This window comes from Actinomyces dentalis DSM 19115, assembly GCF_000429225.1.
GTDB classification, from domain to species: domain Bacteria; phylum Actinomycetota; class Actinomycetes; order Actinomycetales; family Actinomycetaceae; genus Actinomyces; species Actinomyces dentalis.
On record NZ_AUBL01000029.1, the window covers coordinates 1 to 20,283 of the forward strand.

Sequence of the window (20,283 nt, forward strand, 5' to 3'; positions counted from 1 at the left end):
CGGGTGGCGGAGGCTCGTGGTGATTGGGGTGCGGCGGGGCGGGCCTATGAGGAGTCCCTGGATCTTGCCCGGGATCTCGCGGATTCGTTGGGGACGCCCGAATCCCTCCGTGATCTCGTCATTTCTCTCAGCAATCTCGCCGGCGTCGTCGAGCAGCTGGGCGACGCGGAGCGCGCCGAGTCCCTGCGCGCCGAACGAGACCGTATTGCCAAAATCCTCGACAGCGGATCCTCCGAGACCTGACCCGCTCGCGCCGCCCAAGATCTCCCGTTGCGTGCAAGACGCACGTAAGCCGGTGGTCAGAGCCGTCCAGGACGTCCCTCCTTCTTCAGGAGGAGCTAGCAATGTGAAAATACTGCCCTTTGGACCTACTCGATGGGTGAGAGTCTCCTTACACTCGCCCCATGGACATCGCACGATCATCACTGGAGATCCCTCCCCCGGCCTGGGGCCGGGAGGCCGCCCCGACCGAGGGGCGGCACACCGTTCTGGAGAGCAACGCGGCGGCCGCCTGGGCCGTGGCCACCTGCGCCCTGCTGGGCCTGATCCTCGTGGTCAGCATCCATCTCCCGCTCCAGGCGAGGGGGGTGGTGGCGATCCTGTTCGGCCTCACCGGCTGGTCGACGCTGACCGTGCGCCTGGTCAGGGCCCTGCGACGGCGCGATCAATCCGGGCTCCTGCCGCACGTTGATTTATAGATCCGATCGCGGACCCCGCCCCGGCGCGCACCGCTGCGGCCGGACGACAGGGCTCCGACGCCGTTGCACGGCATCAAATCGTGCCGTTCCGCCAGTTGGACCGATCTGTTCACGACGGCGCCCGGTCAGGCAGCGGGGTCGATGACCTCCAGACCATGGGCGCGGGCGGCTTCGGCCAGGCGCGCGGCGTGGGTGAGGAGTACGACCGGGTCGCGCGGATGGTCCAGCATGAGCGCCGTCGCCAGATGGATCGCATCGAGGGACTTGAGTTCTCCCGTGAGCGCCTTCGCCCGCTGAACCACCTCGTCGTCGATCACTACGAGGTCGATCGAGTCCAGCAGGGCGTCCGCCAATGCCGGATCCAGGCCCTCGCGTCGCAGTGCGCGTGACACCTCAACATCCAGAAGCGCGGAGGAAACTTTCCGCAGCGCCTCACCCCGGTGCTCGTCCAGGGCCGCCGCCGCCTCGCTTCCGCCGGTCTGCTCCATGAGTGCGAGCAGTGGGACCGAGCTGTCGACATAGATCATCGCTCCTCCTCGCGCTCCTCCATGAGGGCGGCCATGAGGTCAACGCCTTCGGGGGCCCGACGACGCGGTCGTCGCCACTCCTCCCACCCTGAGGGTCGCGTCGCCCTGCGAATCCTGCCCTCGCGCAGAAGGCGCTCGTACGGCGTTTCGTCGGCGCGGATCGGCACGATCTGCGCCACCGGGCGGCCTCGGTCAGTGATCACGACGGGCCGGCCGGACTCGATGACAGCGCCGACCACCCGTCCCGAACGCTGGTTGAGCTCCCGCAGGCTCACGGTTCCGTCAGGGCCCTCGGCGGGGGCGGGCTCGGGGTCGTGCGGTGTCGTCGGAACGGGCGGCGGGACAATGGGCTGTGCATTCATGACATGAGTTTACCGTTGTCCTACTTGTTCTACAAAGGGTCGGATCCCGTTCCCCCTCGGCGCAACCGGCCCGCCCCGGCTCCTCACGCTCGCCCGCTCGCCTCCGGCGCCTCCTCGTTCTTCGCCGGAGGACCCACGAGCCGCCACCGGGCGATGGCCTCCTGGTCGTCCCAGAAGCGCCGGTAGGTGCCGCCCGCCGCATAGAGCTCGGCGTGCGAGCCGGTCGCCTCGACGGCCCCGTCCACGAGCACGACGATGCGGTCGGCCCGGCGGATCGTGGACAGCCGGTGCGCGATGACCACGACGGTGCGCCCCGCGCTCAGCTCCTCCATGGCCCGCGTCACCGCGGCCTCGTTCGCGCCGTCGAGCGCGCTGGTCGCCTCGTCGAGCAGCAGCACGGGCGCGTCCTTGAGGAAGGCGCGGGCGATGGCCACGCGCTGGCGCTCCCCGCCCGACAGGGCCGAGCCGCCCTCGCCCACCCGCGTGTCCCAGCCGCGGGGCAGGCGCTCGACCACCTCGGCGAGCCCCGCCCGCCCGGCCGCCTCGCGGATCTCCTGCGCGCTCGCCCCCGGCCGCCCGATGCGCACGTTCTCCTCGATCGTCGTATCGAACAGGTAGACGTCCTGGAAGACCATGGCGACCCGCTCCATGAGCGCATCGATCCGCGCCGAGCGCACATCGACCCCGCCCACGCTCACGCTCCCGGCGTCCACGTCCCAGAAGCGGGCCACGAGTCGCGCGATCGTCGACTTGCCCGAGCCCGACGGCCCCACGAGCGCCGTCACGCCGCCGGCGGGGAAGGACAGGGACGCGCCGTGAATGACCTCCCGTCCGGGCGTGTAGCCGAAGGACACGCGGTCGAGGACGACGTCGTAGGGCGCCTCCGGCACCGACTCCTCCCCGGGGGCGGGCTCGTCCATGACCGGCGCGTCCAGGATGGAGCCGATGGACTCCAGGGCCACGCCCGCCTCGTGCACGGGGTCCACGTAGAAGGCGAGCATGCCCACCGGGTCCGCGAAGCGCACCGCCATGAGGGACAGGGCCACGAAGACCGCCGGATCGACGCGGGCGCCCAGCAGCAGCGACGCCCCCACGGCCACGGCCAGCACCATGCCCGCCTCCACGAGGGTGTGGAAGGCGATGCCCGCCGGGCCCTTGGCGCCCATGGCCCGGCCCGCCGCCCGGCGGTCCTCCTCCAGGTCGGACTCCAGTGGCCCCCAGCCGTCGCGGCAGGCTCCGGTCGCCCGCAGGACGGGCTGGAGGCGGGAGAACTCCAGCACCCGCGAGGCCAGGCGCCGCGTGGACTCCTCGTGGTGGCGGTGCTCCCCGACGACCGCGCGCCGCAGCCGCCGCAGCGCCCACGCGCACCCGGGCAGGGTGATGATCATGGCCAGCCCCATGCGCGGCTCCTGCCACAGGGCCACGGCGGCGATCGCCGCCGCCGACCCGGTCATGGAGGCGATCTGCGGCAGCACCAGCGAGGGCAGGTGGGACAGGGCGTGGATGCTGGTGGACGTGGCCGCGGAGACCCGGCCGGTGGCGGCCGAGTCGAACCAGCCCAGCGGCAGCTGCTGGATCCTCTGCCCGACGGCGCGGATGAGTCCGCCGCACACGTCGTCGGCCCCGATCCGATAGGAGCGCACCGTGGCGGCGGCGCTGATGAGCGCGGAGGCGCAGGCGGCGACGACGATCCGCACCAGCCAGGCGCCGGCGGCCCCCCGCTCGCCGGACAGGAAGGCCCTCAGGAAGGGGACGAGCAGTCCCAGGGCGGCGCCCTGCAGCAGCCCGGCGAGCCCGTGGGCCGCCATGAGCCCCCTCAGGTGCGAGTGCCCGCCCAGGTAGCGGTCGAGTCTGGCGATCATTGCTGCGCCTCCCACAGGGTGCGGTACAGCCCGCCGGCGGCGAGCAGCTCGCGGTGCGTGCCGGTCTGGACGACGCGCCCGCCGTCGAGCACGACGATGGAATCGGCGTCGACAACGGTGGCCAGGCGGTGGGCGATGACCAGGACGGTGCGGTCCGCGGCGAGGGCGGCCAGCGCCTCCTGGATCTCGCGCTCGGAGTGCGGGTCGGCGTGGGCGGTGGCCTCGTCGAGCAGGAGGACCGGGGCATCGGCGAGGAAGGCGCGGGCGATGGCGATGCGCTGGCGCTCCCCGCCGGACAGGCGGGCGCCGGCGGCGCCCAGGACGGTGTCGTAGCCGCGGGGCAGGGCCAGGATCCGCTCGTGGATGCGGGCGGCCCGGGCGGCGGCCTCCACCTCCTCGCGGGTGGCGCCGGGGCGGGCCAGGCGGATGTTCTCCTCGGCGGTGTCGGCGAGGATCCCGCCCTCCTGCAAGACGATGGCCGTGCAGGAGAGCAGGTCCTGGCTGGAGGCGTCGCGCACGTCCGTTCCGCCCAGGCGCACGCCGCCGGACTCCACGTCCCAGAAGCGGGCGGCCAGGCGCACGAGGGTGGACTTGCCGCCGCCCGAGGGGCCGACGATGGCGGTGACCGTCCCGGGCCGCAGCTCCAGGTGCACGTCGTCGAGGACGAGCGGATCGCCCGCCCGGTAGCGGAAGGAGACGTGATCGAAGACGACGCCCACGCCGCCGTCGGCGTCACGCCCCACCGGGACGGGGGCGGGCGGCTCGGGCAGGACCGGCTCGGCCAGCAGCTCCCCGATGCGCCGGGCGGCGTCCTGCGCCTCGATGAGATTATTGCTCAGGGAGGCCAGGTTCATCACGCCCGACGGCAGGCCGACCCCGACCAGCAGGAAGGGCAGCACCCCGACGGGCTCGATCATGCCGCGCCCCGCCATGACCCAGCCGGTCACCATAATGGGCACGAGCATGAAGGCGGGGCTCATGAGGGCGCTGAGCACCGCCATGGGGCGCCCGGGACCCCGCATCCACTCGTAGGAGGCCCGCGTGTAGCGCTCCAGCGCCGTCGAGAAGCGGCCGAAGAGCCGCTCTCCCAGGCCGAAGGCCTTGACGGCGGCGATGCCGTCCACCATCTCCACGGCGGCGCCGGCCAGCTGCTTCTCCGACTCGGTGAAGGCCTCGGTCATCTGCTCCATGGTGCGGGCGGACAGCGCCCCGGTGATGGAGACGGTCACGACCAGCCACGCCAGCAGCACCAGGGCGAACGGCCAGGAGCGGGTCAGCAGGTAGATCAGGCCGCCCACGGGCGCCCCGACCGCCAGGCCCAGGTCGGAGCCGAAGTGCGCGATGAGGGTGTGGACCTTGGCGGTGTCCTCGGTGATGGTCGAGCGCACCCGCCCGGAGGATTCCTCCGTGTGCCATCCCAGCGGCAGGCGCGCCAGCTGCACGGCGATGCGGCGGCGCAGGTCCGTGCGGAAGCGCAGCTCGACCCGGTGGGCGTAGCCGGTGCCCCACAGGTAGATCATGTGCCCGCCCATGAGGCCGACGGCGATGGCGGCCACCCAGCCCCACGCCGCGGCGGCGGTGAGCGTGCCGGCCAGGGCCCGCTGCGCCAGCGCGGTCACGCCGATCGCCGGCAGGAGGCCCAGGGCCGCGCCGACCGCGCCGCAGGCGAAGGCCAGGCCGATCGCCGGCAGGACCGGGGCCAGCAGCCCCTTGAGGCCGATCGGGTCCGGCGCGCCGGACGGCTCCGCGCCGCCCGCGCCCGGTGCGTCGGCCGTGGTCGGCGCACCGGATGCGGCCGCTTGCGATATCACTGCTCCAGTCATGGCGGACTTCCGGTGGGGGACGGGGGACCCCGGCCCGCGAAGGCCAGGTGAGGCTCACCTTATAGGAGGGCGGTCCGCGGGCGATAGGCGCGTCAGGGCGGGCGGGCGCGTCAGACGTCGTGGAGGACGAGGCCGTCGCCGCCGAAGCGCACGACAATGGCGGCGGCCAGCGCCCAGCAGACCAGGATGAGGAGCGTGTCGCGCCACCGCCAGCGCGGCGTCGAGCGCTCGGTCCGGTGGCGGTAGGCGCCGAAGCCGCGCGCATCCATCGACATGGACACCCGCTCGGCGTGGCGCACCGCCCCGGCCATGAGCGCGGGCACCGCCGTCCACCGCCGCACCAGGGGGCGCAGGAGGGGCAGCGGGGCCCGCGTGCCGCGCAGGTCGTGCGCCTCCCGGATGACGCGGTACTCGATGGCGAAGCGCTCGCGGAAGCCGAGGGCGGCCACGCCCGCGTAGGCGACGCGGTAGGGCACGCGCAGGTGGGCCACCATCGCCCGCAGCAGGTCCTGCGGCCCGGCGAGCAGACCGGTGAGCAGGAACAGGGACAGGGCCGCCCCGAGTTTGCCCCCCAGCCTCGCTCCGGCGAGCACCTGGTTGCGCTGGAGGTCCGCGCCGAGCACGTCGGCGACGACGGGGGAGGCCCCCACCCGCTCAACGGGGGTGGACAGGGCCAGGAGCGCGCCGATGAGCGCGGCGAGGGCCAGGACGGCGGCGGCCAGGAGCGGACCGCGCCGCAGATCCGCCAGGACGAGGAGGACGAGGGCCGCCCCGAGCGTCCACAGCGCCGGGGTCGGGGTGGTCATGATGGCGATGGCGACGACGATCGGCATGATCGCCGCGAAGGGTGACAGCGGATCGAGGGCCAGCGGGGCGGCCAGACCCGGGCCGCGCTCCTCGGCGGGCGGGACGGCGGGTGCATCGCTCATACGAGCTCCTTCCAGGACGCGCAGGCGGGGACCGTCGCCCTCAGGGCCGCGGCGGCGCGGGTCAGCGTGACCAGAGCCGGCGGGCGCAGACCGGCCCGCTCCAGCAGCGGGGCGTCGGCGAGGACCTCGCGGGCCGGGCCCTCGGCCAGGACCCGCCCGGCCGCCAGGACCAGGACGCGGTCGGCGTGCTCGGCGGCCAGCTCCATGTCGTGGGTGGCGATGACCAGGCCCGCGCCGTCGGCGGCGACGTCGTGGAGGCGGGCCATGAGGGCCTCCGCGCTGCGGCGGTCCTGGCCGAAGGTCGGTTCGTCCAGGCAGATCGCCTCGCGGTGCTCGCCGAGCACGGAGGCCACGGACAGGCGCCGCTGCTGGCCCCCCGACAGCAGGAAGGGGTTGGCCCCCGCCCGGTCGACCAGGTCGAAGCGCGCGAGCATCCCGGCCACGGCCCGCTCCACGGCGTCCTCCTCGTCGCCCTCCAGGCGCATGCCGTGGGCGAGCTCGTCATGCACGGTGCGCTCGAGGAACTGGTGCTCCGGGTTCTGCATGACGAGCGTGACCGCCCGCCCGGTGCGGCCGGGACGGCGCCGTCGCCCGGCCACGCTCACCTCCCCGGCCGTCCACCGCTCCAGTCCGGCCAGGGCCCGCAGGAGCGTGGACTTGCCCGAGCCGTTGACGCCGACGACGGCGAGGATCTGGCCGCGCTCCACGGTCAGCGACACGTCGTGGAGCACCTCGTGGCGATGCCGCCCCCGCCCGCGCGGCACCCTCAGGCCCCGGGCGACCAGGACCGGCTGCGCGCCCCGGTCGCGGGCGCCCTCCCCGGGGGAGTCCGCGGCGCCGGGCCCGCGGTTGCGCGCCCCCGCCGCCCCGGGTTCGTCGCGACGCGGTCCTGCCGCTGCGGATCCGTCTTCGTCGGGCCCCTTGCCGGCGCCTCGATCCGGCGGGGCGGCCGAGCCCTGTCCCAGGCGGGAGGCGGCGAGCTCGCGGGCGGCGTCGTCGAGCGTCAACGGGACGCGCGGCGCGCCGTCGCCGCCCTGGAGCGGCGCGCCCTCGAGCAGGCCGCGCGCGGCCAGGCGCTGGTGCAGGCGCACGGCCGTGGGCAGGCGGATGCCCGCCGCGGCCAGGGCCCGGCCGTGGGCGCCGAAGACCTCGTCCGGGGGCCCGACGGCGATGGTGGCGCCGTCGGCGTCCAGGGCGATGACGTGGTCGATGGCGCCGATGAGCTCGTCCAGGTCGTGCTCGACGACGAGCACGGCCGTGCCCCGCTCCTTGAGGACGGGCAGGAGCGCGTAGAAGTCGGCCGAACCGGCCGGGTCGAGGTTGGCGGTGGGCTCGTCGAGCACGAGCAGCGCCGGTTCGACGGCCAGGGCCGCGGCCAGCACCACCCGCTGACGCTGCCCGCCGCTGAGCTCCCAGGGGTTCGTCCGGGCGAAGCGGGCCATGCCCACCGCCTCCAGGGCGCCCATGGCCCGCGGCTCGATCCGGTCGGCCGGCACCCGCAGGTTCTCCAGGGCGTAGCAGACCTCGTCCAGGACCCGCGTGGTGACCACCTGGGAGTCGGGGTCCTGCATGACCATGGCCACGGTGCGGGCCAGGTGGGCGATATCGGCGTCGGCCACCTCCTGCCCGCCCACCAGGACGCTGCCGCGGTAGTCGGAGGGCACCGAGTGGGGCACGAGCCCGTTGAGGGTGAGCGTGACGGTGGACTTCCCGCAGCCCGAGGGGCCCAGCAGGAGCGTCGTGGTGCTGGCGGGCAGGTCGAGCGTCACGCCCTGCGGCACCCACGTCCCGGTGCCGGCGTAGCGCACGCTGACCCGGTCCAGGCGGGCGAGAGGCCCGACGGCGTCCGTCCCGGCCTCCCGGGTCCGCCCGGCGGGTGCCGGTGCCGTCACCGGGAGACGCCCGCGCCGGTTCGCGCCAGGGCCCGCTTGAGCAGCAGGCAGACCCCCGCGCCCGCCCAGCACGATGCGATCGCGAGCACGACGCCCAGGGTCACCTGGCCGCCGGTCAGGGCCACGCCGAACCCCTTGCCGTAGGCGGCCGCGTTGAGCCCGCCGAAGATGACGCCGGAGAGGGCGTAGACCCACCAGGCCCAGTGCCGGTAGCGCAGGACCGCCACCGGCGCGCCCACGTACAGGGAGCCGATGACGCTGCCGAGGATCGCCGTGGGGCCCTGCGGGGTGAGGAAGGCCGCGATAACGCCCATGACGAACCCGCTGATGATGAAGACGCCGGGCTTGTTCACAATGACGCCGGGCAGGAGGTAGGGGATGATCCAGGCGCCCATGAGGGCGCACATGATGAGAATGCCCCGCGGGTTGATCGCCACGGCGAGGGACAGGTAGGTCAGCGGGACGATCATGATCGCGCCCACGACGCCGAGGGCGGCCACGGTCATGAGGTTGCGGGTCCCCAGGATGGAGTCGCGCAGGCTCCCGCGGGCCGAGGAGCGGATGACGGGCTCGGCCGGGCCGGCGGAGGCCGGACGGCCGTCGGGCTCGGCCGGCGCGGAGTCAGCGGGCGCGGGCTCGGAGCCGGCCGGGCGGCTGTCAGGCTCGGAGCCGGCCGGTTCGGGCTCGACTGTGCGACTGGCGGTATGATCCACGGCTGCTCCCAAGGGTCGAGGGCGCCCCGGGGCGCCGATGAGTTAGGCAAGACTGGCACAAGATAAGATTTGTTCTCATTACGTGCAAGTCGCGTCATCTCCCCGCCGAGGACCGGCCCCGGCCCCAATGCCGAAGACCCCCGTCCGGCCCGGTCCCGGCGACGGAGGCCCCGGCCCCGACGCCGGCGGCCCCGCGCCGCCGACGCGAAGGACCGCGATGCGACGGGACATCCGACCGATATGCGCGCCGCGGCCCTATGCTGGGCCCCGACGTCGTCGTTCCTCGACATGCCTCATCCTCCAAGGTGGTTCACCGTGACTGAGCAGCACCCGCAGGCCCCCGCCCATCCCGACGCCGCACCGGTACTGCGCGTCGGCGTTCTGGGCGCCGGCACCGTCGGCACCCAGGTCATCCGGCTCCTGGGCGAGCAGGGCCCCGAGTTCGCCGCCCGCTCCGGCGCCCGCCTGGAGATCACCGGCATCGCGGTGCGCGACCTCGACGCCCCGCGCGAACCCGCCGTCCCGCGCGAGCTCCTGACCACCGACGCCATCGCCGTGGCCACCTCCAACGACCTGGTCATCGAGCTCATCGGCGGCATCGAACCGGCCCGCACCCTCATCCTGGCGGCCTTCAAGGCGGGCGCCAGCGTCATCACCGGCAACAAGGCCCTCATCGCCGCCCACGGGCCCGAGCTCTACGCGGCCGCCGAGGCCGCCGACACCGACTTCTACTACGAGGCCGCCGTCGCCGGCGCCATCCCCGTGGTCTACGCCCTGCGCGAATCCATGGCCGGGGACCGGGTCACCAGCGTGCTCGGCATCGTCAACGGCACCACCAACTACATCCTCGACGAGATGAGCGCCAAGGGCCTGTCCTTCGAGGAGGCCCTCGCCTGCGCCCAGGAGCTCGGCTACGCCGAGGCCGACCCCACCGCCGACGTCGACGGCCTCGACGCCGCCGCCAAGGCCGCCATCATCGCCTCCCTCGCCTTCCACACCCGCGTCGGCCTCGACGACGTCACCGTCGAGGGCATCCGCTCCATCACCGCCCGCGACATCCGCGAGGCCCACGCCTCCGGCTGCGAGATCAAGCTCCTGGCCATCGCCCAGCGCCGCGACGACGACCACGCCCGCGGCATCTCCGTGCGCGTCCACCCCGCCCTCGTCCCCACCGACCACCCGCTCGCCTCCGTCCACGGCGCCTTCAACGCCGTCCTGGTCGAGGCCGAGTCGGCCGGGCGCCTCATGTTCTACGGGCAGGGCGCGGGCGGCGCCCCCACCGCCTCCGCGGTCCTGTCCGACGTCGTCGCCGCCGCCGCCCACCGCGTCCACGGCGGGCGGGCCCCCCGCGAGTCCTGCTACGCCGACCTGCCGATCCTGGGGCCCGAGTCCGCCATCACCCGCTACCAGATCCAGCTGCGCGTGGACGACAAGCCCGGCTCCCTGGCCGCGCTCGCGGGCGCCTTCGCCGTCAACGACGTGTCCATCAACTCCGTGCGCCAGAACGAGTACGTGGGGGCCGAGCAGGCGATCGTCACGATCGTCACCCACCCGGCCGCCGTCTTCCACCTCGACGCCGCCGTCGAGGCCCTGCGCAAGGAGGAGCGCGTCCTGGGCGTGGTCTCCGTGCGGCGCGTGGAGGGCGAGTGAAGCATGCGCCTGGCGTACGAGTCCGCCGCGGTGCGCGTGCCCGCGACCACGGCCAATATGGGGCCCGGCTTCGACTCCTTCGGCATGGCCTTCCGCTACTACGACGAGGTCGAGGTGCGCCCCGTGACCGGCCCGACGCGGGTCGAGATCGAGGGGGTGGGGGCGGGCACGGTGCCGACCGATGACGACAACCTGGTCGTGCGCGCCCTGCGGGACGGCCTGGAGGCCGTCGGCGCCCCGCAGGCCGGTTTCGAGATGCGCTGCGTCAACCGGATCCCGCACGGGGGCGGCCTGGGCTCGTCCGCCTCGGCCGTCGTCGCCGGGCTCATGCTCGCCCGGGGCCTGATCTCCGATCCCGAGGCGCTCGACGACGACCTCGTCTTCGCCCGGGCCACCGAATTCGAGGGGCATCCGGACAATGTCGCCCCCGCCGTCTTCGGCGGCGCCACCGTCGCCTGGACGCAGGCCGACGGCGCCCCCCGGATGGCGCCCATGCCGGTGGACGCCGAGCTGCCGGTCAGTCTTCTGGTGCCGCCGGAGACGACGCGCCTGAGCACGGAGGAGGCCCGCAAGGTCCTGCCCGACTCGGTTCCGAGGGCCGACGCCCTGTTCAACACCTCGCGGGCGGCCGTGCTCATGCTGGCCCTGGCCGGCAGGCCGGACCTGCTCATGGCGGGCACGGAGGACCGCCTGCACCAGGAGTACCGGCGCAGGGTGCTGCCGGCCTCCATGGCGGTCATGGACTCCCTGCGCGCCCAGGGCTACCCGGCGGTCATCTCCGGCGCGGGCCCGACGGTCCTGGTTCTGGCGGACATGGCGCCGCAGATGCGCCTGGCCCTGGAGCGCCACGGCTGGACGGTGCTGAGCCCCGGCATCGACCTCGCGGGCGCGCGCCTGCTGCCGGCCGACTGACCGCCCGCCCCTTCACCGGCAACCGGCGGAGAAGTCACGCGGAACCGGCGGAGAACGCACATCCTGTGGATGACTCGGCGTGCGCGGCCGGCCGGTCCCGGTGTCGAGTCCGCGGTCGTCCCGGCGAGGGGGCGGGCGGGGCGGAACGGGGACGCGCGGTCAGTCGGCGTGCGCGGTCGAGCGCAGGGCCTCGCGCAGAGCCGTCAGGTGCTCGCGCAGCTCCCGGGTCGGCTCGTCGACGTCGAGCTCCCGGCAGCGCGCCGCCAGCTGGCCCAGGTCCTCCAGCGTCGAGCCGGAGGTCGACACCGTGTGCTCGGCCGTGCGGGACAGCTCCTGGGCGGCCTCGGGCAGGTCGGGATCCGAGGCCTGCGGGCTGGCGGTCCACAGCATGAGGAGCTGGCGGGGGATCGTCAGGATCCGCTGGGCCTGCGCGATCGCCGTCGTCGTGTCCTCGGTGAGCCGCTGATGCTCGCGGACCTGGACCTCCAGATCCGTCACCCCGTCCTCGAGCGCGTCGAGCAGATCCGTGATCGCCCCCTGGGAGAGGTCGTCGTCCGCGGCGCCATCGGCGCCATCGATGATCTCGACGATGAAGGACGCGGTGGCGGTCGCGTGGAGCCGGGCCAGGGCGATCCTGAAGCGGGTGCGGCCTATGACGGACTCCATCTGGGCCAGTACATCGTGCAGCCGGGTCGCCTGGGTGCCCACGATGCCCTGCATCTCCAACCACAGATTGAGCAGCTGGGAGAGCTGGGCGACGCGCGGGTCGTCCTGGTCCAGGGCGGAGACGGTCTGCGCCGACAGGGCGGGGGAGTCGACCGCCTGGGACAGGCGCTCGCCGGCCCGGCGGAGCTGAACACCGAGGTGGGCCAGCTCGTCGAGCTGCGTCATCCACTCGTCCAGCCCGGCGCTGAAGGCGGTGACGGCCCGCAGCATCTGGGCCAGCGGCCCGTCGGCGTCGGGCCGCGAGGGCAGCCCCGCGCTCAGCTCCTCCCGCCCGGCCACCTCCGCCGGCAGCACCGTGTTCTGGAAGGCCTCGTAGTCGGGCAGCCCCGCCTTGTCCAGCAGGTCGAGGATCCGGGCGGCGCCCTGCTCGGCGGCCTGACGGCGGTCGGCGCCGTCGGCCTTCGCCTGGTCCTCCGTGGCGCGGGCGTCGTCGTAGATCTCGTAGGCCTTGGAGAACAGCTCCTCGCACACCGGCCGGGTGCGCACGGAGAGGTAGCCGCCCGAGCGCAGGGGCGTGACGGTGGTGAAGACGTCGTACTCGGAGCCGTTGGCGGCGAGATTGCGCACGTAGGCGGCGAAGGGCTGGCCTTTTTGAAGCGTCGCCCACATGGCGTGGAAGGCGCCGTCCGGCATCTCGGGATGCCGGACGAGGTTGTGCGGCACCTCGATCAGCTGCTCGCGCTCGGATCGGGACAGGCGCACGAAAACATCATTCGACCGCTCGATGACGCCCTTGGCGTCCGTGGTCGAGAAGAAGATCTCATCGACGCCGACCTCGCGGACCGCTCCCGTGGGGGTGTTGGTAGGCATGCTTCCCGTTCTTCCCGTTCTTCTAGTTGTGACGGGACGGGGCTCATCGCTGGCGGCGCCGGCGGAGCGGCCGAGCACCGACATCGAGCACGAGGCGCGCGGATCCGGTCTCGCGATCCCCGTCCTCGGGTCGCCCCTATCATAACCGAGATGCAATCGTTATATGGAGTAGACCTTCAACACGTGTTCGCTCTGCTACACTATTTCGCTCTCCGCGACGGCTGCCCCTCCCGGCGTCGGCTCGGGATCCGACGGCGATCTCCTTGTCCCGCCGCCCGTTCCCGCCCGTTCCCCGCCCTCGTGCCGCCGGCCGCCCGCCGCCCGCGCGGGGCCGGGGGAGGGATCATGAGAGGCAGGCCACGGATTGGGATTACCGGCGAGGCGCGACCGCTGCTAGAGTGTACGCGACAGCCTTGCGGATCGAACCGCACCGCCGTCGCAGCACCAGCCATCGGGCCGACGGGTCGCCGCCCCCGGACCCCGCGGTGCACGACTCCTCCCCGTGATCGGCTCCGGGGACGTCCCACACCTGCCGCGCACTCCGCCACCCGGCGGTCCCGGCAACACCCACACCAGAAGGACACTCGTGACCGAGACCTCCAGCGCCCCCGCCTCGCTGTCCACCATGCGCATGGCGGAGCTCCAACAGCTCGCCGCCTCCATGGGTCTCAAGGGGATCTCCCGCATGCGCAAGAGCGAACTCATCACCGCGATTCGTCATAATGATCGTGCCGCGGCGCCCCAGATCGTCGACGACGCCGTACCCGTCGCCGGCTCCGAGCCCGGGCCCGAGACGGGCCCCGCCGCTCCCGCCGACGGCGCCCCCGCCCAGGCCGAGCCCGACTCGGCCGCGGGGGCTCGGCCGCGCCGGCGCCGCGCCACCGCTCAGGCCGGCGCCCCGAAGCACGTCGAGGCCCCCGCCCTCGAACTCGACCTGCCCCCCGCCCGCGCCGAGCGCGCGGCGGAGGAGCCGGCTCAGTCCGCCGACCCGTCCCGCTGGGAGCGCCGTGAGCGCGCGGACCGCCCCGAGCGCGAGGAGCGGGGCCCCGCGGAGGGCTCGCGCCGGTCGCGCCGCCGGGCCCAGGCCGCCGGCGGCTCCCCCGAGCGGCAGGCCCGCGCGGACCAGCCGAACTCCTCCGAGGACCACCTCGACGCCAAGGCCGCCCTCATGCGCGATCTCGCCGACGCCACCGGCACCCCCGCCGTCGAGCCCAGTGAGCGCAAGCGCCGCGACGAGGCCACCGAGGGCCGCGAGGGCCGCGAGTCCTGGGACGAGGACGAGGGCCGCGGCGGACGCCGCCGTCGGGGCCGCAAGCGCCGCGACCGCGACCGCGACGCCCAGGGCGAGGGCTCCGGCTCCTCCCGCGCCGCTCGCGAGGACGAGGTCCTCCTGCCCGTGGCCGGCATCCTCGACGTGGCCGACGCCAACCACGCCTACCTGCGCACCTCCGGCTACCTGCCCGGCCCCAAGGACGTCTACGTCTCAGGCCAGCAGATCAAGGAGTCGGGCCTGCGCGCCGGCGACGCCATCACCGGCTGGGTCCGCGAGGGCGGGGAGACCGCCAACCCCGGGGGCGGCGGCCGCAACAACCGCCGCAACAACCGTGCCGGGCGCGTGAAGTACAACCCGCTGGTGAGCGTCGAGGCCGTCAACGGCATGGAGCCCGAGCGGGCCCGGCGCCGCCCTGAGTTCACCAAGCTCGTCCCGCTCTACCCGCAGGAGCAGCTGCGCCTGGAGACCACGCCGAAGGCCCTGACCCCGCGGGTGATCGACCTGGTCGCCCCCATCGGCAAGGGCCAGCGCGGACTCATCGTCTCCCCGCCCAAGGCCGGCAAGACGATCGTCCTGCAGCAGATCGCCAACGCGATCGCCGTCAACAACCCCGAGGCCCACCTCATGGTCGTGCTCGTCGACGAGCGCCCCGAGGAGGTCACGGACATGCAGCGCACGGTCAAGGGCGAGGTCATCGCCTCGACCTTCGACCGCCCCGCCTCGGACCACACGACCGTCGCCGAGCTCGCCATCGAGCGGGCCAAGCGCCTGGTCGAGCTCGGTCAGGACGTCGTCGTGCTGCTGGACTCCATCACCAGGCTCGGACGCGCCTACAACCTGGCCGCGCCGGCGTCGGGGCGCATCCTGTCCGGCGGCGTGGACGCCTCCGCCCTGTATCCGCCCAAGCGCTTCTTCGGCGCCGCCCGCAATATCGAGAACGGCGGGTCGCTCACGATTCTGGCCACGGCCCTGGTGGAGACCGGCTCGAAGATGGACGAGGTCATCTTCGAGGAGTTCAAGGGCACCGGCAATATGGAGCTGCGCCTGTCGCGCCAGCTGGCGGAGAAGCGCATCTTCCCGGCCGTGGACGTGGCCGCCTCCTCCACCCGCCGTGAGGAGCTGCTCATCGATCCCGCCCAGCTCAAGATCATGTGGCGCCTGCGCCGCCTGTTCACCGGGCTGGAGCAGCAGCAGGCCCTGGAACTGGTGCTGGGCAAGCTCAAGGAGACCCAGTCCAACGCCGAGTTCCTCATGGTCATCTCCAAGACGACGCCGTCGGGCTCCTCGTTGGCCGACGCCGACGACGACTCCAAGCTCGCCTGAGAGTCCGCCGGCGGGGCCGGCCCGCCCGGTGCTCCTCGTGCGCCGCTCCGCATTGTGGCGTTCTGGGAGGATCGTTCGGGCCGGCATCTCGGATGCGCTCGAAGACGTTCGCATGATTGCGCGGTTCTGACCGCGGTGCGGTGGGGTGCGGGGCGGAACGCTCCTCCCGGAGCGCCATTTTCGCTTCGGGCGAGACCGGTTCTCGTCTTGAGCGGGGTCGGAGGGCGAGGAACCTGAGGCCGGTGGGGCGCGCGGGGCGTACGGGTTCCGATCGGGGCCGGCGCCGCCGACCCGCACCTCCGTCAGCGCACCGACGATATCGAGGACCGGGTTGGTCGATCATTGGCTCGCCGGCATCCCGGTGGGTCTCCTCGCGGCCTCTCGATCATTCGCTCTCGCGCACGCGCGATCACTTGAAAGGAACCGCATCGACGGGGTCCGCCGGCGCGCGTCGAGAGGCGTCTCGCATTCAAGGCCGGAACCTCGACGCCCCCGGGGAAACGTTATTCTGGCGGGCTTATCCCCGGGTCGTGCGGGGATCGAGATGGCGGGTCAGTGGCGATTGAATCGGATCAGAATCCTGGTCGCCGATCCTGCTCGGACCCCTTCGGACGCGCTTCTCCCGGTCGGGATTCGTCCGTCGGCAATTCGAACACGGCGCCGGATCCTGGATCCGCTTAAATGAGCACGGACCTTGCAATACCATTGCTAAGACGCGTCGACAAAAGACGAAATTTGGGACCTTGGTCCGTTGTGGAGGGGGAGAACGCGTTCAGTCTCAGTTCTTATTCTTGTGGGGTTATGAGATTCCCTGTTACCGTGAAGACGCAGACATCTGGATCTGCTTCTGACCCCAGAACGAAGGACAGTCATTATGCGACGAACCTTTATCGCCGGTGCGACTGCCGCTCTTCTCGTCGGTTGCATCATGGCGCCGGCATCCGCGGAAGAGGCGGCGGATCCCGCCGACGTCATTGCGCCCGCCGCTGAGGCCGAGGCGCCCGCTGAGCCCGCGGCGCCGGCCGAGGTGGCCGAGCCCGAGGTGGTTGAGCCCGCGGCGCCGGCCGAGGTGACCGAGCCCGAGGTGGTTGAGCCCGCGGCGCCGGCCGAGGTGACCGAGCCCGAGGTGGTTGAGCCCGCGGCGCCGGCCGAGGTGACCGAGCCCGAGGTGACCGACCCGGCGGCGCCGGCCGAGGTGACCGAGCCCGAGGTGACCGACCCGGCGGCTGCCGAGCCTGAGCCCGCCGCCCCCGCGGCTGAGCCCGCTGCACCTGCTGCGCCTGCGGCCGAGCCCGCCGCTCCCGCGGCGCCTGCGCCCGCCGCCCCCGCGGCGCCTGCGCCCGCGGCGGCTCCCGCACCTCAGCCCGCCGCCGCGCCCGCTAACCCCAAGGACGGTGAACTGATCGACATCAGCGACCAGGTTGGCATTGACCCGGCCCTGCTCCATGGCGCCGTGATCCTCGGCGTCACCCGCGACGGCTGCCTCCTGACGCTCACGGTCAAGATCGAGGTCGATGGCTCCTACACCCTCCAGGTCTGGGACGACCAGGTGCTTATTGGCGAACTGCCGGCGTCGGGCAAGGCCGGAGACGTCCGCGTGCTCCAGTACCTCATGACCGCGAACGTCGGAACCCTGTATCGGGGTTATGACTTCGTCATCGTCAATGCGAACGGTGATACGGTCGCTCACTACGACTGGGACTTCGAGGGCTCCGCGAACGTGATGGCGGAGTGCCACGAGAAGGCGAAGTGCGGAGGCGACCCGTCCGGGACCGCGGCCGGCGAGCCGGTTGCGATGACCGAGCCCGCGGAGGGCGTTGAGCCCGCCGCCGAGCCGGTCGAGCCCGCGGCTGCGCCCGCTGCTCCCGCGGCTGCGCCCGCTGCTCCCGCGGCTGCGGCGCCCGAGCCCGCCGCTCCGGCTGCGGCCCCTGCGCCGGCGGGGACTCCCGAGCTGGCCCACACGGGTACGGCGGCCCTGGCCATCGGCCTGGTGGCCGCGTTCCTCGTGGCCGGGGGAGCCATCGTTCTGCGCACCACGCGCCGTCGTCGCGCCTGAGGCGAGAGCCGCGAGGGCGACGAGCACCTGACCCACCGGTCGTCATCGGGCCCGGGAGGACCAACACGGTTCTTCCGGGCCCGATGACGTTGCGGAGCGAGGTGTGCGGTCTCACCGACGGCGTCGTTGTGAGTCGTCGATTCGCCGTGGCATAATCGCCGACCGGTTTCCGGTTCACCTGCGCGGCACCGGCGCGGGACCCGGGGCCCTCTGATGGCTTAAGGAGACACCATGAAGCAGGGGATCCACCCCGATTACGTGCCCACCACGGTCACGTGCACCTGCGGCAACACCTTCGAGACGCGTTCGACCGTCACCTCCGGTGAGATCCGGGTCGACGTGTGCTCGTCCTGCCACCCGTTCTACACGGGCAAGCAGAAGATTCTCGACACCGGTGGCCGCGTGGCTCGCTTCGAGGCCCGCTACGGTAAGCGCAAGAAGTAGATGACCCGCCCGACGCCGACGGAAGGCCCCATGTGGCCGCCGTCGGCGTCGTCGCGTCCGGCTCCTTCCGCCCTCCGGCGCCGGGAACGGTCGAAGCCGCCGCCGGAGGCGGTTCGAGCGGCCGGCGAATCGGTTGAAACCGCTACACCCCCCGAATACCCCACAGGATGCTCATGAGTGAGGACTTCTCCGCCGTCCGGCCCCTCCTGGAGGAGTACGCCGCCATCGAGCGGGACATGGCCGATCCCGCCGTCGCCTCCGACCCCGGGGTCCTGCGCCGCCTCGGGCGCCGCTACGCCGAGCTCGGCCGGGTCGTGACCGCCCACCGCGCCTGGGAGACGGCGAGCGCGGACCTGGCCGACGCCGTCGAGCTGGCCGACGACGACCCCGACTTCGCCGCCGAGCTGCCCGGCTTGCGTGAGGCCGAGGCCGACGCCGCCGATCGCTTGCGCGAGGTCCTCGTCCCGCGCGACCCCGACGACGCCCGCGACGTCATTATCGAGGTCAAGGCCGGCGAGGGCGGCGAGGAATCGGCCCTGTTCGCCTCCGACCTGGCCCGCATGTACACCCGCTACGCCGAGCGCATGGGCTGGGCCGTCGAGGTCCTGGGCGCCACCGACTCCGAGCTGGGCGGCTACAAGGACGTGCGCCTGGCCATTAAGACCCGCGGGTCCGCGCAGCCCCAGGACGGGGTGTGGGCGCACCTGAAGTACGAGGGCGGCGTCCACCGCGTCCAGCGCGTGCCCGTCACCGAGTCGGCCGGGCGCATCCACACCTCCGCCGCCGGCGTGCTGGTCATGCCCGAGGCCGACGACCCCGGCGAGCTCCAGATCGACGCCGCCGACCTGCGCATCGACGTCTTCCGCTCCTCGGGGCCCGGCGGACAGTCCGTCAACACCACCGACTCGGCCGTGCGCATCACCCACCTGCCCACCGGCATCGTCGTGTCCATGCAGAACGAGAAGTCCCAGCTGCAGAACAAGGAAGCGGCCATGCGGGTCCTGCGGGCCCGGCTCCTGGCCGAGCGGGCGGCCGCCGCCGCCGAGGCCGAGGCGCAGGCGCGCCGCAGTCAGGTGCGCACGGTGGACCGCTCCGAGCGGATCCGCACCTACAACTTCCCCGAGAATCGCATCGCCGACCACCGCACCGGCTACAAGGCCTACAACCTGGACGCGGTGCTCGACGGCGATCTCGGACCCGTCATCGCCAGCGCCATCGAGATGGACGAGGCCGCGCGCCTGGCCGCGGTCGGGCGGGCGTGAAGGGCGACGGCGCCCTCGACCGCTACGCGCTGCGCCGGCTCGTGCGCGAGTCGGGGGAGAGGCTGAAGGTCGCCGGCGTCGCCTCCCCGGAGCATGACGCCCGTGCACTGGCCGAGTGGCTGCTGGGCCGCCCACTGCCGCTGGCCGACGGCGCCGACGCCGCCTTCACCGCCGCCTACGCCCAGGCCCTCCGACGGCGTGAGGCGCGTGAGCCGCTGCAGCGCATCACGGGACGCATGTTCTTCCGCGGCCTCGAGCTCGAGTGCCGCCCCGGCGTCTTCATCGTGCGTCCCGAGACCGAGGTCGTGGCCGGTGTCGCCATTGAGGCCGTCCTGGCGCGTGAGCGCGGGAGAGTGGCCGGCGGTCCGCTCGTCGTCGACCTGTGCACCGGCAGCGGTGCCATCGCGGCCGCCGTCGCCGCCGAGGTTCCCGCCGCCCGCGTGATCGCCGTCGAGTTGGCCGACGAGGCCTGCGCCGCCGCTGTCGACACCTGCGAGTGGCACGCGCCCGGACGGGTGCGCGTCGTCCAGGCCGACGCCGCCGCCCCCTCCACGCTCGCCGATCTGAATGGGAGCGTCGACGTCGTCGTCACCAACCCGCCCTACGTGCCGGCGGGTGCGCTCGAGGACGTCGAGACCGTGTCGTACGACCCCCGCCTGGCGCTGTTCGGCGGTGGGGATGACGGTCTGGATCTGCCCGTGGCCCTCGTGCGCCGGGCGGCCGCGCTGCTGCACGACGACGGGCTGCTCGTCATGGAGCACGACGCCGGACAGGGACGGGCCCTGCGCGAGGCGGCCCTGGCCGTCGGGTTCCGTGAGGCCTCCACCGGGCAGGACCTCACCGGCCGCGACCGCTTCCTGCGGGCCGTGCGGTAAGCCCTGCCGGCGGAGCCGACGGCGTTGAGACTCTGCGGTGTGAGCGGATGCGGCCTCATCAGGCGGGCAGGGAGCCTCACCAGGCCGAGCCGGGTCGGTCACGTCCTCGGGAGAGGCCGTTTTGTTCAAGACGCGGTGATGTAGAC

General features: G+C 73.2%; 17 protein-coding genes. 9 read left to right on the forward strand and 8 right to left on the reverse strand.

Features of this window, described 5'->3' with window-relative positions; all coding sequences use genetic code 11:
• Nucleotides 1-243, forward strand: a 243-nt coding sequence (locus G446_RS20310) for a hypothetical protein (protein WP_034469670.1), incomplete at its 5' end; no start/stop codon positions are given.
• Nucleotides 244-404: 161 nt separating this feature from the next.
• Nucleotides 405-698 carry a hypothetical protein gene (locus tag G446_RS0107630; RefSeq protein ID WP_026409713.1) on the forward strand — a complete coding sequence of 98 codons (294 nt, stop codon included), beginning with the start codon at nucleotides 405-407 and terminating at the stop codon, nucleotides 696-698.
• 125 nt (nucleotides 699-823) lie between these two features.
• On the opposite strand, the gene G446_RS0107635 is transcribed toward G446_RS0107630, so the two are convergent.
• The 7 genes from G446_RS0107635 to G446_RS0107665 all read right to left on the reverse strand — a co-directional run bounded on the left by G446_RS0107635 (nucleotide 824) and on the right by G446_RS0107665 (nucleotide 8,806).
• Nucleotides 824-1,225: a PIN domain-containing protein gene (locus G446_RS0107635; protein ID WP_026409714.1), complete on the reverse strand. Its 402-nt coding sequence runs from the start codon at nucleotides 1,223-1,225 to the stop codon at nucleotides 824-826.
• Complete coding sequence (locus G446_RS0107640) at nucleotides 1,222-1,587, reverse strand: type II toxin-antitoxin system Phd/YefM family antitoxin (RefSeq protein WP_083470766.1); 366 nt, start codon at nucleotides 1,585-1,587, stop codon at nucleotides 1,222-1,224. The genes G446_RS0107635 and G446_RS0107640 overlap by 4 nt, the downstream gene beginning before the upstream one ends.
• A gap of 83 nt (nucleotides 1,588-1,670) precedes the next feature.
• Entirely contained in the window at nucleotides 1,671-3,449 is a 1,779-nt protein-coding gene (locus G446_RS21320; protein WP_051285757.1) for an ABC transporter ATP-binding protein, read from the reverse strand.
• Nucleotides 3,446-5,260, reverse strand: a complete 1,815-nt coding sequence (locus G446_RS0107650) for an ABC transporter ATP-binding protein (protein WP_169721276.1) — start codon at nucleotides 5,258-5,260, stop codon at nucleotides 3,446-3,448. The genes G446_RS21320 and G446_RS0107650 overlap by 4 nt, the downstream gene beginning before the upstream one ends.
• A gap of 122 nt (nucleotides 5,261-5,382) precedes the next feature.
• Nucleotides 5,383-6,201: an energy-coupling factor transporter transmembrane component T gene (locus G446_RS16650; protein WP_051285758.1), complete on the reverse strand. Its 819-nt coding sequence runs from the start codon at nucleotides 6,199-6,201 to the stop codon at nucleotides 5,383-5,385.
• The gene (locus G446_RS16655; protein ID WP_051285759.1) at nucleotides 6,198-8,093 is read right to left on the reverse strand and encodes an ABC transporter ATP-binding protein; all 1,896 of its coding nucleotides are present in this window, start codon (nucleotides 8,091-8,093) and stop codon (nucleotides 6,198-6,200) included. The genes G446_RS16650 and G446_RS16655 overlap by 4 nt, the downstream gene beginning before the upstream one ends.
• Entirely contained in the window at nucleotides 8,090-8,806 is a 717-nt protein-coding gene (locus tag G446_RS0107665; protein ID WP_051285760.1) for an ECF transporter S component, read from the reverse strand. The genes G446_RS16655 and G446_RS0107665 overlap by 4 nt, the downstream gene beginning before the upstream one ends.
• Nucleotides 8,807-9,121: 315 nt before the next feature.
• Here G446_RS0107665 and G446_RS0107670 point away from each other — a divergent pair, with 315 nt between their 5' ends.
• Together G446_RS0107670 and thrB are read left to right on the forward strand one after the other, a co-directional pair.
• Nucleotides 9,122-10,456, forward strand: coding sequence for a homoserine dehydrogenase (locus G446_RS0107670; RefSeq protein ID WP_051285761.1), 1,335 nt, complete (start codon nucleotides 9,122-9,124; stop codon nucleotides 10,454-10,456).
• A gap of 3 nt (nucleotides 10,457-10,459) precedes the next feature.
• On the forward strand, nucleotides 10,460-11,368 hold the full coding sequence (gene thrB, locus G446_RS0107675; RefSeq protein WP_026409719.1) for a homoserine kinase: 909 nt from the start codon (nucleotides 10,460-10,462) through the stop codon (nucleotides 11,366-11,368).
• Between the two features lie 159 nt (nucleotides 11,369-11,527).
• Here thrB and G446_RS16660 read toward each other — a convergent pair whose 3' ends face one another.
• The gene (locus G446_RS16660) at nucleotides 11,528-12,904 is read right to left on the reverse strand and encodes a PAS domain-containing protein (RefSeq protein ID WP_034469674.1); all 1,377 of its coding nucleotides are present in this window, start codon (nucleotides 12,902-12,904) and stop codon (nucleotides 11,528-11,530) included.
• Between the two features lie 586 nt (nucleotides 12,905-13,490).
• Here G446_RS16660 and rho point away from each other — a divergent pair.
• The 5 genes from rho to G446_RS0107705 all read left to right on the forward strand — a co-directional run bounded on the left by rho (nucleotide 13,491) and on the right by G446_RS0107705 (nucleotide 20,137).
• The gene (gene rho, locus G446_RS0107685; RefSeq protein ID WP_026409720.1) at nucleotides 13,491-15,500 is read left to right on the forward strand and encodes a transcription termination factor Rho; all 2,010 of its coding nucleotides are present in this window, start codon (nucleotides 13,491-13,493) and stop codon (nucleotides 15,498-15,500) included.
• Nucleotides 15,501-16,428: 928 nt separating this feature from the next.
• Nucleotides 16,429-17,556 (forward strand): hypothetical protein, encoded by a 1,128-nt coding sequence (locus tag G446_RS20600; RefSeq protein ID WP_211228263.1) that lies wholly within the window; start codon nucleotides 16,429-16,431, stop codon nucleotides 17,554-17,556.
• 231 nt (nucleotides 17,557-17,787) lie between these two features.
• Entirely contained in the window at nucleotides 17,788-18,000 is a 213-nt protein-coding gene (gene rpmE / locus G446_RS0107695) for a 50S ribosomal protein L31 (RefSeq protein ID WP_026409721.1), read from the forward strand.
• Nucleotides 18,001-18,173: 173 nt separating this feature from the next.
• Nucleotides 18,174-19,262, forward strand: a complete 1,089-nt coding sequence (prfA, locus tag G446_RS0107700; protein WP_026409722.1) for a peptide chain release factor 1 — start codon at nucleotides 18,174-18,176, stop codon at nucleotides 19,260-19,262.
• Nucleotides 19,259-20,137, forward strand: a complete 879-nt coding sequence (locus tag G446_RS0107705; protein WP_026409723.1) for a N5-glutamine methyltransferase family protein — start codon at nucleotides 19,259-19,261, stop codon at nucleotides 20,135-20,137. Before prfA ends, G446_RS0107705 begins: the two co-directional genes overlap by 4 nt.
• Nucleotides 20,138-20,283 lie beyond the last annotated feature (146 nt).

Coding starts and splice junctions, on each gene's coding strand:
- thrB (WP_026409719.1), top strand. CDS start 10,460: ATGCGCCTGGCGTACGAGTCCGCCGCGGTGCGCGTGCCCGCGACCACG.
- G446_RS0107640 (WP_083470766.1), bottom strand. CDS start 1,587: ATGAATGCACAGCCCATTGTCCCGCCGCCCGTTCCGACGACACCGCAC.
- G446_RS16650 (WP_051285758.1), bottom strand. CDS start 6,201: ATGAGCGATGCACCCGCCGTCCCGCCCGCCGAGGAGCGCGGCCCGGGT.
- G446_RS20600 (WP_211228263.1), top strand. CDS start 16,429: ATGGCGCCGGCATCCGCGGAAGAGGCGGCGGATCCCGCCGACGTCATT.
- prfA (WP_026409722.1), top strand. CDS start 18,174: ATGAGTGAGGACTTCTCCGCCGTCCGGCCCCTCCTGGAGGAGTACGCC.
- G446_RS0107635 (WP_026409714.1), bottom strand. CDS start 1,225: ATGATCTATGTCGACAGCTCGGTCCCACTGCTCGCACTCATGGAGCAG.
- G446_RS21320 (WP_051285757.1), bottom strand. CDS start 3,449: ATGATCGCCAGACTCGACCGCTACCTGGGCGGGCACTCGCACCTGAGG.
- G446_RS0107630 (WP_026409713.1), top strand. CDS start 405: ATGGACATCGCACGATCATCACTGGAGATCCCTCCCCCGGCCTGGGGC.
- G446_RS16660 (WP_034469674.1), bottom strand. CDS start 12,904: ATGCCTACCAACACCCCCACGGGAGCGGTCCGCGAGGTCGGCGTCGAT.
- rpmE (WP_026409721.1), top strand. CDS start 17,788: ATGAAGCAGGGGATCCACCCCGATTACGTGCCCACCACGGTCACGTGC.